Genomic DNA, 14,553 nt, shown 5'->3' with positions numbered 1-14,553 from the left:
AAGAGGAGGAAGCTTTATGGCAGCGGTAAAAGAGAAGATTTCCGAAATTGTCAACGGCAAAAGGGTTATTGTAAAGAAGCCTGAACTGCTTGCTCCGGCAGGAAACCTTGAAAAGCTGAAGATTGCCGTCCACTATGGTGCAGACGCCGTGTTCATCGGCGGACAGGAATATGGCCTCCGTTCGAACGCAGGCAACTTCACTTTTGAAGAAATGAAAGAAGGCGTGGAATACGCCAAAAAATACGGAGCTAAGATTTATGTCACAACCAACATTTTCGCGCATAACGAAAATATTGATGGTCTTGAGGAGTATTTGCTGGGCCTTAAAGAAGCAGGAGTAGCAGGAATCATTGTAGCAGATCCGCTTATCATTGAAACCTGCCGACGTGTTGCACCGGAGATAGAAGTCCATTTAAGCACGCAGCAATCCCTATCCAACTGGAAGGCAGTCGAGTTCTGGAAAGAAGAAGGCTTGGAGCGTGTCGTCCTTGCGCGTGAAACAAGTGCGGAGGAAATCAAAGAAATGAAGGAGAAGGTAGACATTGAAATTGAAACCTTCATCCACGGGGCAATGTGTATTGCCTACTCAGGACGCTGTACACTCAGCAATCATATGACAGCCCGTGATTCCAACAGGGGCGGCTGCTGTCAATCCTGCCGCTGGGATTATGACTTATACCAGCTTGAAGACGGGAATGAAGTTCCTTTATACAGCGAAGGAGATGCTCCTTTTGCTATGAGTCCGAAAGATCTTAAGCTGATTGAATCAATTCCCCGTATGATTGAACTGGGAATCGACAGCTTAAAAATAGAAGGACGCATGAAATCCATTCATTACATTGCAACAGTAGTCAGCGTATACCGTAAAGTCATTGATGCCTATTGTGCAGATCCAGATAACTTCAAGATTAAGCAGGAATGGCTTGAAGAGCTTGATAAGTGTGCAAACCGCGAAACAGCTCCCGCTTTCTTTGAAGGGGTTCCTGGGTATAAAGAGCAAATGTTTGGAAATCATAGCAAAAAGACGAATATCGATTTCGTCGGGCTTGTACTGGAATACAATCCGGATACAAAAATTGTTACCCTTCAGCAGAGAAACAAATTTCAGCCTGGAGAAGAAGTTGAATTCTTCGGTCCTGAAATTGACAATTTCACACAAGTCATCGATAAAATATGGGATGAAAAAGGCAATGAACTGGATGCAGCGCGCCATCCGCTTCAAATTGTTCAATTTAAGGTGGATAAGCCGGTATACCCTAACAACATGATGCGAAAGGAGCTCTAATCAATGAAACGCAAACCCGTTGTAATTGGGGTGGCCGGCGGTTCCGGCTCAGGAAAAACGAGCGTAACCAAAGCGATCTATGACCGTTTCAAAGGGCATTCAATCCTTATGATCGAACAGGACTATTATTATAAGGATCAAACTCATCTGCCTTTTGAAGAAAGATTGAAAACGAATTATGACCATCCGCTTGCATTTGATAACGATTTGCTAATTGAACATATTGAAAACCTGCTAAGATATGAACCGATTGACAAGCCTGTATATGATTATGCCATGCATACAAGGTCAGAAGAGGTAATTGAAGTCGAACCAAAAGATGTCATCATCTTAGAAGGCATTCTGATCCTTGAGGATGAGAGGCTCCGTAATCTGATGGATATGAAATTATATGTAGATACGGATGCCGACTTGCGTATTATCCGCCGCTTATTCAGGGATATAAAAGAACGGGGACGCACCATGGATTCCGTCATAGAACAATATGTAAATGTGGTACGGCCAATGCATAATCAATTTATTGAGCCGACCAAAAGATATGCTGACATCATTATCCCAGAAGGCGGGCATAATTATGTTGCCATAGATTTAATGGTCACAAAAATTCAAACAATTCTTGAACAAAAGTCATTTTTATGAAACAATAGCATTGAAAATGTTCTATAGGACTTATCCTTTTACCGAATGGCTGTGTTAAGATATGATGCTGATTCCAGCTTTAGTCCGTCAGTCAAAATCTTCCAGAGCCAGTCAACATAAAAAGATGATCTGCGCGCCCTTTAACAAAGGACGCGCTCCTGTTCATTTTCCTAAAAATATGATAAAAAGAAGTACATACATTATAGAACACATACTTTTAAAGAATGTGTAATTCGAAGGAGTGAAGGTTTTGGCTACAGAAAAGGTTTTCCCAATGACACAAGCAGGTAAAGAAAAACTTGAGCAGGAACTTGAATATTTAAAATCGGTTAAACGCAAAGAAGTGGTTGAACGTATAAAAATCGCAAGAAGCTTTGGAGATCTTTCCGAGAACTCAGAATATGATTCAGCGAAAGAAGAGCAGGCATTTGTTGAGGGCCGGATTACCACTCTTGAAAATATGATCCGCAATGCAAAGATAATCCAAGAGGAAGAAATGGCCGGAGATATTGTGGGACTTGGCCGCTCCGTTACTTTTGTAGAGCTTCCAGATGGAGACGAAGAAACTTACACCATCGTGGGAAGTGCAGAGGCAGATCCTTTTGAAGGAAAAATCTCAAATGATTCACCTATTGCAAAAAGCCTGATTGGCCGTACAGTTGGAGACGAAGTGACTGTTCAGACTCCTGGTGGAGAAATGAACGTACGCATTGTTTCCATTAAATAAGAATAGCTGGTTTGAAATCAGAAAACCTCGTCAAGACTTTTGACGAGGTGTTTTTTATGTGGAGAAAAAGAGCAGTTGGCTGGCTTATCGTTAGTTTCATGGTCCTTTGTTTTCTTATGGGCAGATTGATACAGCTGCAGCTTGTTTCAACAGAGCATTTTACAGGCAGAGAAATTAATCTATTGGAAGCGAGTGTCCGTCAGCGGTCCCAGGAGATGATTATTGATGCCGGGAGAGGAAACTTCCTGGATCGCAGCGGAAATCCAATGACATTTGAAAATAAATCTGTCCTTATATTATTCCCCTTCCTTGCAAGAATGGAGTGGGATATAAAGAAGATATCTGAAATTACGGGTGCTTCGGAGTATTCATTGCGACATTCAGTTGAGAATGCAAAAGAGCCGTTTGCCTTTGGAACCCCAGAGCCAATACAGTTGTCATTCGATCAGATGGAGGACATCAATGCATTGAAAATTCCGGGTGTCTTTGCTGTTGAGAAGAAATACAGCCGTTCTGAGAAACCTGCCTCTCAGCTAATTGGAATTACCGGGCAAAATCAGAATGTTTTGAATGAAAGGTATCCGGACAAAGATCTGTCTTCTGACACAATGATTGGCATTACCGGCATGGAGAAAAGCTTTGATGAGTTTCTGCTTCCTGAAGGGGCATCAAAACTTGTCTATCATGTGGATGGGACAGGCGGACCGCTGTTTGGGATTGATGTAAAATATGTTGAGCCAGCAAACCCCTTTTATCCGGTCAATATTAAAACAACCTTGGACTACGATTTGCAGATGATGGCCGAAAAATTGGCTGATCAGCATGGGATAAAAAAAGGGGGAGTTGCCCTCCTTGATATAGAGACTAATTCGGTTTTGGCAATGGTGTCGCGTCCATCCATTAATAAAGATAATCCTTTTGATGAAGAAAGCAGCGGGACAGTAAATCATATGATTAAACAGCAAATTATGGGATCGGTTTTTAAAACAGTGGTGGCAGCTGCGGCAATTGATCATGGTCTGGACGATCCACAAAGGCAATTTGACTGCAGCAGGAAAATTAACGGGGAGCCTGACCTTAAATACCAGCATGGGATGCTGAATTTTAATGATAGCTTTGCCAGAAGCTGCAATAATACATTTGCTACCATTGCTAAGGAGCTTAAAGATATAAATCCCGATCTTCTTGAGGAGTATGCAGAGAAACTTTCATTAACGGGTCCTGTAAGCTGGCAGGGGAATATTTATCATTTTAACGATTTCAAACAGCTTCAAGACGAAGAAAAAGGACGAGTGTTTTTGACTGAAGAGGCAAAAAAAGACAGTAATTTTGCAGGCCTGACAGGGATTGGGCAGCATGAAGTGAGAGCCACTCCGCTTGCTGTTGCCAACATGATGGCAACTATAGCAAGAGGAGGCGAAAAAGAAATGGTCCGGGTTGCTTCTGAAATAGAATATAAAAACAGTACATCTCTTATAGAATTCAAAAAGCAGAAGCTGGATGGAGATATTATTGCCCCTTATACTGCTATGAAGCTTCAAAGGCTGCTTAGGGAAGTAGTAATTAATGAAGATGGGACCGGCCGCTGGTTTAAAGAACTTCCATACGAAGTTGCAGGTAAATCGGGCACTGCAGAAACAGGCATAATGGCAGATGGAAAACAGCTTCACAATAAATGGTTTGCTGGTTATTTCCCTTATAAAAATCCAAAATATGCCCTTGTAGCGGTAAACCTGGAAGTTACTGAAGACACAGGAGGGGTAAATCCGCTTTTTGCTGATATTGTGAAAGAAATCTATAACAATAATCATAAAAAAGAAAATCCTCCATCTGACTCTGCAGACTCTTAAACAAATATGGTATAGTGTAACTTTCCGCATGCTGACGTCGTCCATTTAATTGCTGGCAGTACCTGAGTCCATAGGTTATTTCTTTTAAGATAACCTGATTCCATGTTAGAATGTTGACAGCCGCTGTTTGGGTAATAGCATATCTGTTTGCGGCAGGATTTATAATTTCTAATCATTTATTAATATTTTTACCTGTAATCCTGACAGATTGGGGAGGAGAAAGCCTTGAAAGGGAATAGTAGAGAATCCCGTTTTGGGAAAAGGGAAAAAAGAAAAAAAACAAACGTCATTTTAAATAGCCTTATTGCACTTGTTATTATCTTGATTATCTTTGTTTCTGCAAAAATATTCTTTGGCGGAAATAATGACCAGGCATTGCCTGCAGATGAACAGACCGCGTCTGAAAATAACTCCAAACAGAATGAAAAGAGCGAGGATAATCAAAACAAAGAAGCAGAGGAAGATAAAGACAATGTAGATAAAGATTCCGAGGAAGATGAAAAAGAGGCAGAAGAGAATGAAGCCGATGAAAATGAAGAAGAAGAGGAATCTGATGAAGCAAAAGAACAAGTTGTAACAGAAGGCGGAAGTGCGCCTGATGTGGAAAAAACGATCGAAAATCCAGCATGGAAACCAGTCGGTACATCTCAATCCGGAGAACATACTGCTGTTTATGATCAAAATTCTGCTGATTGGCAGGAAATGCTCAATGCCATTACCTATGCTACTGGAGTTGATCAGGGCAATATGACTGTATGGTTTCTTGGCAATAATGGGCCAAACAGCTCTGTCGGGACAATTTCCACAAAGGATCAGAGCGAAAAGTACCGTGTCTATATAGACTGGGTTGACGGTGAAGGCTGGAAGCCATCCAAAGTAGAAGTATTAAATGAAATCAATTAATAAGGACGCCTTGGCGTCCTTATTTTTTTACCTTATAGTGTACCATCGCCGAGTAATAAGTTCTTCCATTCTCATCAAGATGCATTTGATGGGAAACGTGATGTACAGATAAAAGGATTGCTTTATTATGCTCAATCTGTGCACTTATTTTCTTTTCAAGCTCTTTTACATCAGGAGCCTCATAGAACTCAACTTTATCTTCTATCAAATCGAACTGAAAATTCATTGTGATTCCCTTCCTTTCAATACAGTTTTATAATATTTATTTTATGGGGTCCATTTTAGTCTGGCAACTTTCTAATCTGGAAGGGGTATATATGGATAGATTTTCGAATATGGCAAACATCCCGTCTAAGGTGGTAGAATAGATTTTGAATACTGCATATGGGCATTCTAATCCTGATGAATGCAATCAAAAGCTTAGAAAAATGAGAAAGAGGTTTTATAATGAAAATAGCTATTATTGGAGCAATGGAAGAGGAAGTAACATTACTTAGAGATAAAATAGAAGATAAGAGCCAGGAAACGATCGCCGGGTGCGAGTATACAGCAGGGAAAATGAATGGCGCGGAAGTGGTGCTTCTCCGTTCAGGCATAGGCAAAGTAAACGCAGCCATGTCCTCTGCTATTCTTTTGGAGAGATATAAGCCGGATTATGTAATCAATACCGGTTCTGCTGGAGGCTTTAATCCTGAATTGAATGTGGGCGATACGGTAATCTCAACAGAGGTTAGGCATCATGATGTAGACGTTACCGCTTTTGGCTACGAATATGGCCAGGTGCCGCAATTGCCGCCTGCTTTTGAAGCAGACGGCAGTCTGGTGCAGATCGCTGAAGCGTGTGCAAAGGAAATCGGGGATATCCAGGTTGTCAGAGGGTTAATTGCAACAGGTGATTCCTTCATGAATGATCCCGCAAGAGTGGATTATATCCGTGATAAATTTACAGACCTGCAGGCAGTAGAAATGGAAGCAGCGGCGGTGGCACAGGTGGCCCATCAATTTCAGACTCCTTTTGTTGTCATTCGTGCACTCTCTGATATTGCTGGAAAAGAATCCGATGTTTCATTTGAGCAATTTTTGGAGAAGGCGGCACTTCATTCCGCTACGCTGGTAATGAAGATTGTGGATGCCCTAAGCAATAATAAAAGATAGCGACGTCATACTGGACGGCTTTCCATCATGGGGAGCCGTCTTTTCTTAATTTGGAGGTTTTCCCTCGCTTACATTATTTACATAACCTTCACTTCTGCCATATATGTTAAAGTAGGATTATAGTCTTAATAGATCTATTCCATAGAAGGTGATAATAAATGAAGAATGAAGCAAAGCATTTATTTGAAAAAATGGTGGATTTCAAGCGTTTTGCAATTTCTATGCTTGCTGTCGGATCATTTTTTTACATTGGTTTGATTATCCCTGACACTGCAAATACAGTTTCTGATTTATATATAATGGCTGGATCTTCTTCAGCTTTCCTGCTTGGCTCAATCCTTTTCTTCCTCTTTTCAAAACGATGCCGAAGTAAATTGAATGAAACGGATGAAGGCCAGGAATACCTAATGAGAAAATAAATAAAATGAACGTCCGGATTTCCGGGCGTTTTTTTTAAATATAAAAAATATAATAAAAATGATCAAAAAAGGTTTACAAACTATATAATTGTGGATATAATTACCAATGTAAGTGAAAATATTCTAAAAAGGAGGTCGAATGAAATGATGTTAAAGGCAATTGTAGTAGAAGCACAGTTAAATAAATATTTTACAAATTCGACCTACATGGAATGGATCGCTTAGATTTGCTTAATTGACATTACATATCCATGCCGCAGGGAGAATTGTGCCCTGCGGTTTTTTATGCCTTATGGCCAGGCCGCTGGGAGTGTATCTCTTTGCGGCTTTTTTGTGCCTTCAGGCTGGATATGAACGAGGAGGTGGAATATCTAATGACATTAAATATATTCTTTTTGACAGTCACGATTAAAAAACGTCAATTATCAGCAGAAGATGTTGTTCGTGAACAAATGGCTAAAAAAATTATCGATCAAAACCGTGATCGTCAATTCTCTATTTACCGTCCATTTTAATTTCAGTGATAAAAATTAGGAAAGGTGGTTTGCTAAATGTTTTACATTTTACAAGGACGTCAGGCAATTTTCTGGGTGGAGAAAGATTCCACCTAACGAAGCTGTAACCGGTTAGGAGGGATGGTGCATGTCTTTGCATATTTTAATTTTAACTCTTAAATTCCGCAAAAAAAGGAACTGATCCACTTGATCCGGATTAACAGAATGTTCACATTCCTCTTCTTTTCTGAAGCAAAAACCATGTTACATTAAAGAAAATAAGGAATTTTATAGGGGTGTGAAGGATGTTCTGGATCGTAATGGGATTGGTTGTGTGCGCCACTATCGGCTGCATCATATCGGCTGAGGTGAGCGTAACAGAGTAATTTGCAATAAAACAAAAAGGACTGACTTTTGGGATTGAAAAGTCAGTCCTTTTTGTTTGGGAAAATCCAGAGAAATAAAACGATTCCAGAAACTGCAAGCAATATCAGCAAGGTCTTTAAAGAAAAACCTTCGAAAATAAATTTGGCAACGCTGTCAAGCAGAACAATAAAAAAAACGAGAGCTAAAATAATTCTCTGGGCATTCAAATTTCAAAACCTCTCTCTTCCAAAGCTATGTATTAGGGATACCAGCGATAATTATTTAGTACATGAATGATTATATCTTATTATCATGACAGAAAGCTTGTCTAATTGCAGAGAAAATGAAGAACGAAATATTTTCTGAAGAAAATATCTCTATTGGACAGACAAAAACAACTCCATCCATACATAGGAATTAGTTATAGACATTTTTGAACGCATTCTAAGCGGGGGTGGAACGATGTCCGGTATTTTAACTGCACTCGGGTTTTTGGTTAAGGAGATTGTGTTTCTTGTATCTTATGTAAAAAATAATGCATTTCCTCAACCGCTGTCTCCTGCAGATGAAAAGAAATACCTGCGATTGATGGCTGCAGGCGATGCGCATGCCCGTAATATGCTTATTGAACATAATCTAAGACTGGTCGCCCATATTGTTAAGAAATTCGAAAACACAGGCGAGGACTCTGAAGATCTGATATCAATAGGGACAATCGGACTGATAAAGGCAATCGAGAGCTATTCGGAAGGAAAAGGCACAAAGCTTGCCACGTATGCAGCCCGCTGTATTGAAAATGAGATACTTATGCACTTGCGTGCACTGAAGAAGACGAAAAAAGATGTATCCCTTCATGATCCCATCGGGCAGGACAAAGAAGGGAATGAAATATCCCTTATTGACGTTCTTAAGTCGGAATCTGAGGATGTTATTAATACGATTCAGTTAAATATGGAGCTTGAAAAAGTGAAGGAGTATGTTGATGTTTTAGATGACAGAGAAAAAGAAGTAATTGTGGGAAGGTTCGGGCTTGACCTGCAAAAAGAAAAAACACAAAGAGAAATTGCCAAGGAGCTTGGAATCTCAAGAAGTTACGTCTCCCGGATTGAAAAGAGGGCACTGATGAAAATGTTCCATGAGTTTTATCGGGCGGAAAAAGAAAAAAGGAAAAATAACAGCTAAAGGGACAGTTCTACTGTCCCTTTGGTTATTCTATTCTTCCATTTTTTAATAAAAGCTGCCAGTTCACACCGCTGTCTGCGGATTCATATAAATCCTTGAGATAGGTTGAAATAGCAAGCCTTCCCTTAGATTTATTATCGGCAGAAATGTATGTAATAGGGTTGTCATAGCTGAGAAAAGGAATTTTGATTTGTGAGTTTTCCATTGTTTTAAGATCGATTTTGCTCATCTGAACCTTTTCCTGATCTGCATACGCGTAGTACAGGCTATTTTCCGTGAAAGTGAGAGCTGTAGCCATGATTGGCTCAGATACTAATTTCACGGTTTCACCTTTATCCTGTGATAAGAAGATGCCGCTTCTTGTGGACATGGCCATTATTTCCGGATGAGTTGGATGTGCCGCAATCATACCAAGTGTGTCGGCCTCAAGCCCGTTTAAGCTGACTGGATCCCATGTTTTTCCTGTGTCCTGTGATCGGTAGACACCTGCTTCAAGCTCGTCGCTTTTTTCCTGATTGATCATATAGATAATATTTGTTTCATAGCCGGCAGCCAAAAAAGGAAAGGAACTTGTTCCGCTAAAAGCCAGGTTCTTGAAGGAAGCTCCTTTATCAGTGCTTTTCACAATACCAAGAGGGTTTTTTATGACAGAGTTCTTATCGGGATGGCCGCTGACAATAAATCCATCTTTGACTGCCTGAAAACCCATGTAGTCATGGTTAGCGGAAGTGGCCTCATGCCAAATGCCTTCTTTAAAAAACTTTAAGCCATCGCTGGATGATAGGTAGAGTCCAGTATCATTTCCCGGGTATCCGATTCCTTGGATATGGTCGATTTGCTGAGCTGATGCCTCAATAATAGAATAGTCAGCCTCTTCTAAAGTACTTGAAGGTTCCTCAGCAGTTTTTTTACTTTGCTCTTCTTCAGCAGTACAGCCAGCTGCGAGCAATAACAGGAGAACTGCCAAAATCGTTCTGCCTTGTTTCATTCATTTCACTCCAATTCATATCAGTTCAATGGTTATGATCATTATCGATGTCATTATATAGTATTTCAGCGTAAAATAAAAAACCCTTGCCTGTGGAAGGGTTCATATAAATTGCTCCGTGTTCCGTGTTAAGAGTGAAGAAAAAACTTTTTCCGTTCCTCTTTTTTGAAATCGGAAAGGTGTTTAGTCACTTTGCCGTATCCCTTGCAGGCAGGGCAGGATTTCTTTATGAATTTACATGCTCTAATGCTGCCTGTGCCTTTGCATATCTTGCAGATTGAGATAATCTTCATTTAACACTCCTCCCATAAAATTCCTTCTAGTATATTCTATGAACTATTCTAATAGCGGTGCTAAGAAATTACCGATTTTTCACCGTTATTTTAGTGCAAAAGCCTAAACGCTGGTCCTTTAATTACATATCTTAGTAATAGAAGGCGAAGGGAGGTAAAGGATATGCCTTATGGTTATGGCGGTTATCCCGTTCCCCCTCCTTATCCATGCGGTTATTATGGAGGCGGAGGATTCTGGCTTGCCCTCGTCGTTGTATTGCTGATCCTGCTGCTTGTATTTGGAGGATTTGCATACTATGGCGGAGGCTATTTCAGGTAGATGTAACCAGCAGTTGACTCATACCTCAGGGTGTGGGCTTCTTTTTTATATAGAGTATTTTATAGAAATTTCGGAAAAATCACGGTATAATATTTCTGTAATCGAAATTTTTATGGGGGGATCATATGACTGTAACAGCCTATTCGTCAGTATGGGATTTGAATGTCTTTTTTAAGGGTGGAAGCGACTCAGCAGAATTTGATCAGCATTTACAGGAGACAAGAAAGCATATTGATTCATTTTTTAATCAAATACATAAATGGCAGCCTGTTAATTCAGCTGAAGATGCAGCTGAAATAAGTGAAATCATTGAGCTTTTCCAGCAGACAGCAAGAAAAGTGCGACAGGCTGGTGCTTTTGTAAGCTGTCTTCAGGCCCAGAATACCGGGGATAAGAAAGCGAAAGACCTTAGAGGGGCAACTACGGAGCTTAGTGCAGCTTTTCAAAACGCTTTAACTGTATTTGATCAGAAGCTTGCAAGTATAGAACAAAGTTCTTGGGAGCAAATTATAAATAATAATTTATTAAATGAACTATCATTTGTATTAAACGAACGACGCGAAAATGCCTCAGAAAGACTTCCGCAAGAGGAAGAAACTGTCATAAATGCCCTTTCTGTTGATGGTTACCACGGATGGGGCCAGATGTATGACGTAATAGTAGGAAATTTAAAAATTCCTTACACTGAAGATGGCGAGATAAAGCAGCTTTCAGTTGGACAGGCTGCTAATAAGTTTTCAAGTCCTGACAGAACTTTGCGCAAGGAAGTTTTTGATAACTGGGAAAAATCATGGAACGGCCAGTCTGACTATTTATCTAAAACCTTAAATCATTTAGCCGGTTTTAGATTAAATGTTTATAAATTAAGAGGCTGGAATGACTTCCTCAAAGAACCTCTGGACATAAACAGGATGAAAAAAGAAACTCTGGATACAATGTGGGATGTAATCTCCAGAAATAAAGCACCTCTAGTTAAATATTTGGAGAGAAAAGCTGAGCTTCTAGGCTTAGAAAAATTAAGCTGGTATGACCTGGATGCCCCGCTCTCCAAGTCAGAAACAAAATTAACCTATCAGCAGGGTGCTGACTTTATCCTTGAGCAGTTTGCTCACTTTGGAGAAGAAATGACTGCCTTTTCTAAAAAAGCGTTTGAAGAAAAATGGATTGAAGCAGAAGATCGTCCAGGAAAGGCGCCTGGCGGATTCCATACCTACTTCCCTGAAAGCAGCCAATCAAGGATCTTTATGACATACTCAGGGACACCATCCAATGTTTCAACCCTGGCACATGAACTGGGGCATGGTTTTCATACATACGCAATGAGGGATCTTCATTTGCTTAATCGAAACTATGCCATGAATGTTGCTGAGACAGCTTCTACTTTTGCAGAAATGATTGTCTCTGATGCAGCAGTGAAAAATGCAGGATCAGAAGAAGAGAAACTGGCGCTTTTAGAAGATAAAGTGCAAAGGTCTGTTGCGCTGCTAATGAATATACATGCACGATTCCTGTTTGAAACACGATTCTATGAAGAAAGAAAACGGGGAAATGTAAGTGCGGACCGTCTGAATGAAATCATGACGGGTGCCCAAAAAGAAGCTTATGGCAGCGCCCTTGATGAGTATCATCCATCTTTCTGGGCTTCAAAGCTCCATTTCTTTATTACTGGCGTGCCGTTTTATAATTTCCCATATACTTTCGGATATTTGTTCTCGCTTGGAATCTATGCACAGGCTCTTAAAGAAGGAAAAGGGTATGAAGAAAAATATATAGCATTATTGAAGGATACAGCATCGATGACAGTCGAAGATTTGGCTATGAAGCATTTAAATGCCGATTTAACAAAACCTGAGTTCTGGGAAAGTGCCGTTCAATTATGCATGGACGATGTGGAAGAGTTCCTGGCATTAACAGCAAACTAATAAAAATAGAAGCCGCGCTCTTTTGAGCACGGCTCTTTTTACACTTTTTTCAGCCTGAAAGGGCTTATCATTAAAATGGAAAGTGTCAACATGATAAAGAGAAATAATGGCGAAGGCCAATATGGAACTGCGAGAAAGCATAAAGTGGCCAGACAGCCGGCAGCCGTTATCGGCAAGCCTGTAAAATAGCCATTATTTTCACAGATGTTAAAACGGGCCAGCCGCAAAGCTCCACATCCGATATATAGAGCAGTTAAGAAGGCTCCTGGTGCCCCAAAATCATAAAGGACGCCTATGTATAGGAGCAGTGCAGGAGCAACACCAAAAGAAATAATATCACTCATGGAATCCAGCTGTTTTCCTAAATCCGATTCAATATTCATTTTTCTTGCTGCCATCCCATCAAAACGGTCAGCAAGAGCTGCGATAAAGATCAGCAGCACACTCAATTTCAAATTATCATTAATAGAAAATAAAATAGCAAAGCACCCTAAGAACAGGTTAGACAGAGTTAAGATATTGGCTGTCTGTGCCTTTAGCTTCTTAATGGTTAAGTCAAGAACATCCTGTAAAAACATGTCAAACACTCCTTGCACCTGGGAATCACAGCTTGCAGACTATAAGAAGTTTTTTCTTATGGGCAATGTGTTAAAATTTACTGATAATTGGGAATTATATGGAAGGGAAAATAATATGTAAAACAAAGTATTTCAAGAAAGCCAAAAATAAAAAAAGCGTCAAATCTGAGGAAGTCTATGGCAAACTTAGTTTTATATGTTATATAATAATATTTTATTCTATGCTTTTTATGCCTGTTCGTAAAGAACATATTTTTTAGGGGGCATGTCATTTGTTAAAACCTGTATATCGCCTGCTGATTGAATTGACAAATGGAAGATGGACATCCGGGATGCTGCAGAAATTTGCTAAATCAAATTTGAGCAGGTGGGTCATTCCATCTTTTACAAGGATTTTTAATATAAATGAGAGTGAAATGGAAAAAAACCTCCATGAATATCCAACACTTCATGAGTTTTTCATTAGAAGGCTAAAAGAAGGTGCAAGAGTAACAGATGTGAGCCCTGACTCGGCAGTAAGCCCGGTAGATGCGGTAATCGAAGATGTTGGGAGCATCCGTGAGGATCGTATGATTACAGTAAAAGGAAAAAACTATTCAATCTCTGAGATGCTGGGTGAAAATAAAGCAGGAAAATATGCGGGCGGCACTTATATGATCTTTTATTTAAGTCCGAGCCATTATCATAGGATACACAGCCCTGTCACTGGAAAGGTAGCAGATCAATGGATTCTTGGGCTGAAGTCTTTTCCGGTCAACAAATGGGGATTAAAATATGGAAGAGACACACTTTCCAAAAATTATCGGAGCATAACTGAAGTGAGGCATGGAGATGCAGCAATCGCGATTGTGAAGGTTGGTGCTATGTTTGTAAATTCCATTGAGCTTACTCATAAAGGGGATCAACTTGAAAAAGGAAAGGAAATGGCCTATTTTACCTTCGGCTCTACTGTCATTCTCCTGTTTGAGCAAGGTAAATTCGAACTTGAAAAGTCAATCAGGACTCCTGCTCACATTAAAGTAGGGGAGCGGATTGGAACTCTAATGTGAATGTATGGTCCAGTTATTTCGGTTTATAAGGAATACGGAGAATAAAAAAAGCCCTATTTAGGGCTTGTCCATTTTTAAGAAGTTACTTTTATTCTGTTTGATAGTGAGCGACGGTGGATTTCTGTTTCGATTAAACGAATGAAGTCTTTGCTAAGCTGCAGTTCCTTTGCTTTATAATATGATTCGATTAGTAAATCATCTGACAGTTTACGCATTCCTGTCCCACCTCCAGGTACTTGATATTTAAGTTCTAAAAGAATTATTTTATACATATAATGTAAGATTTTATGTTGTACCCCTACTCTAGCAAAATTAAACGATTAGAACAACTGTTCTCTTATCCACAGGAAACCGTGGATAACCTGTGATTATTTTGTTTATAAA

At 39.9% G+C, this 14,553-nt stretch carries 16 protein-coding genes; 12 read left to right on the top strand and 4 right to left on the bottom strand.

Features of this window, described 5'->3' with window-relative positions:
- Nucleotides 1–16 precede the first annotated feature (16 nt).
- The 5 genes from JI665_RS09030 (at nucleotide 17) to JI665_RS09010 (ending at nucleotide 5,404) form a co-directional block, all read left to right on the top strand.
- Nucleotides 17–1,285: a peptidase U32 family protein gene (locus JI665_RS09030; protein ID WP_206838864.1), complete on the top strand. Its 1,269-nt coding sequence runs from the start codon at nucleotides 17–19 to the stop codon at nucleotides 1,283–1,285.
- A gap of 3 nt (nucleotides 1,286–1,288) precedes the next feature.
- Entirely contained in the window at nucleotides 1,289–1,924 is a 636-nt protein-coding gene (gene udk, locus JI665_RS09025) for a uridine kinase (RefSeq protein ID WP_206838862.1), read from the top strand.
- 250 nt (nucleotides 1,925–2,174) lie between these two features.
- Nucleotides 2,175–2,651 carry a transcription elongation factor GreA gene (greA, locus tag JI665_RS09020; protein WP_009333053.1) on the top strand — a complete coding sequence of 159 codons (477 nt, stop codon included), beginning with the start codon at nucleotides 2,175–2,177 and terminating at the stop codon, nucleotides 2,649–2,651.
- A 56-nt stretch (nucleotides 2,652–2,707) separates the two neighbouring features.
- On the top strand, nucleotides 2,708–4,501 hold the full coding sequence (locus tag JI665_RS09015; RefSeq protein WP_206838861.1) for a peptidoglycan D,D-transpeptidase FtsI family protein: 1,794 nt from the start codon (nucleotides 2,708–2,710) through the stop codon (nucleotides 4,499–4,501).
- A gap of 225 nt (nucleotides 4,502–4,726) precedes the next feature.
- A complete protein-coding gene (locus JI665_RS09010; protein ID WP_206838859.1) occupies nucleotides 4,727–5,404 on the top strand; it encodes a YrrS family protein in 678 nt (225 codons plus the stop codon).
- Nucleotides 5,405–5,423: 19 nt separating this feature from the next.
- On the opposite strand, the gene JI665_RS09005 is transcribed toward JI665_RS09010, so the two are convergent.
- Nucleotides 5,424–5,630, bottom strand: coding sequence for a YrzA family protein (locus JI665_RS09005; protein ID WP_206838856.1), 207 nt, complete (start codon nucleotides 5,628–5,630; stop codon nucleotides 5,424–5,426).
- 221 nt (nucleotides 5,631–5,851) lie between these two features.
- Here JI665_RS09005 and mtnN point away from each other — a divergent pair, with 221 nt between their 5' ends.
- The 4 genes from mtnN (at nucleotide 5,852) to sigK (ending at nucleotide 9,020) form a co-directional block, all read left to right on the top strand.
- The gene (gene mtnN, locus JI665_RS09000; protein ID WP_206838854.1) at nucleotides 5,852–6,559 is read left to right on the top strand and encodes a 5'-methylthioadenosine/S-adenosylhomocysteine nucleosidase; all 708 of its coding nucleotides are present in this window, start codon (nucleotides 5,852–5,854) and stop codon (nucleotides 6,557–6,559) included.
- Nucleotides 6,560–6,717: 158 nt separating this feature from the next.
- Nucleotides 6,718–6,978 carry a YrhC family protein gene (locus JI665_RS08995; RefSeq protein WP_206838852.1) on the top strand — a complete coding sequence of 87 codons (261 nt, stop codon included), beginning with the start codon at nucleotides 6,718–6,720 and terminating at the stop codon, nucleotides 6,976–6,978.
- Between the two features lie 320 nt (nucleotides 6,979–7,298).
- Nucleotides 7,299–7,493 (top strand): YrzI family small protein, encoded by a 195-nt coding sequence (locus tag JI665_RS08990; RefSeq protein WP_244671131.1) that lies wholly within the window; start codon nucleotides 7,299–7,301, stop codon nucleotides 7,491–7,493.
- A gap of 807 nt (nucleotides 7,494–8,300) precedes the next feature.
- Nucleotides 8,301–9,020 carry an RNA polymerase sporulation sigma factor SigK gene (gene sigK, locus JI665_RS08985; RefSeq protein ID WP_206838850.1) on the top strand — a complete coding sequence of 240 codons (720 nt, stop codon included), beginning with the start codon at nucleotides 8,301–8,303 and terminating at the stop codon, nucleotides 9,018–9,020.
- 25 nt (nucleotides 9,021–9,045) lie between these two features.
- On the opposite strand, the gene JI665_RS08980 is transcribed toward sigK, so the two are convergent.
- Nucleotides 9,046–10,008 (bottom strand): F510_1955 family glycosylhydrolase, encoded by a 963-nt coding sequence (locus JI665_RS08980; RefSeq protein ID WP_206838848.1) that lies wholly within the window; start codon nucleotides 10,006–10,008, stop codon nucleotides 9,046–9,048.
- 456 nt (nucleotides 10,009–10,464) lie between these two features.
- Between JI665_RS08980 and JI665_RS08975 the strand changes: the two genes are divergently transcribed.
- Both JI665_RS08975 and JI665_RS08970 read left to right on the top strand, forming a co-directional pair.
- Nucleotides 10,465–10,620, top strand: a complete 156-nt coding sequence (locus tag JI665_RS08975) for a hypothetical protein (RefSeq protein ID WP_009333045.1) — start codon at nucleotides 10,465–10,467, stop codon at nucleotides 10,618–10,620.
- Between the two features lie 125 nt (nucleotides 10,621–10,745).
- On the top strand, nucleotides 10,746–12,542 hold the full coding sequence (locus tag JI665_RS08970) for a M3 family oligoendopeptidase (RefSeq protein WP_206838846.1): 1,797 nt from the start codon (nucleotides 10,746–10,748) through the stop codon (nucleotides 12,540–12,542).
- 38 nt (nucleotides 12,543–12,580) lie between these two features.
- Here the strand turns inward: JI665_RS08970 and pssA are convergent, their stop codons facing one another.
- Nucleotides 12,581–13,120 (bottom strand): CDP-diacylglycerol--serine O-phosphatidyltransferase, encoded by a 540-nt coding sequence (pssA, locus tag JI665_RS08965; RefSeq protein WP_206838844.1) that lies wholly within the window; start codon nucleotides 13,118–13,120, stop codon nucleotides 12,581–12,583.
- Between the two features lie 272 nt (nucleotides 13,121–13,392).
- Here pssA and JI665_RS08960 point away from each other — a divergent pair, with 272 nt between their 5' ends.
- A complete protein-coding gene (locus tag JI665_RS08960; RefSeq protein WP_206838841.1) occupies nucleotides 13,393–14,169 on the top strand; it encodes a phosphatidylserine decarboxylase in 777 nt (258 codons plus the stop codon).
- A gap of 74 nt (nucleotides 14,170–14,243) precedes the next feature.
- Here JI665_RS08960 and JI665_RS08955 read toward each other — a convergent pair whose 3' ends face one another.
- Nucleotides 14,244–14,384 (bottom strand): sporulation histidine kinase inhibitor Sda, encoded by a 141-nt coding sequence (locus JI665_RS08955; RefSeq protein ID WP_009333041.1) that lies wholly within the window; start codon nucleotides 14,382–14,384, stop codon nucleotides 14,244–14,246.
- Nucleotides 14,385–14,553: the final 169 nt, after the last annotated feature.

The sequence above is a fragment of the Bacillus sp. NTK034 genome (assembly GCF_017303275.1).
Classification (GTDB): domain Bacteria; phylum Bacillota; class Bacilli; order Bacillales; family Cytobacillaceae; genus Cytobacillus.
The sequence above is the reverse complement of the archived record's forward strand: the minus strand, read 5'-3'. Positions and strand labels throughout refer to the sequence as shown.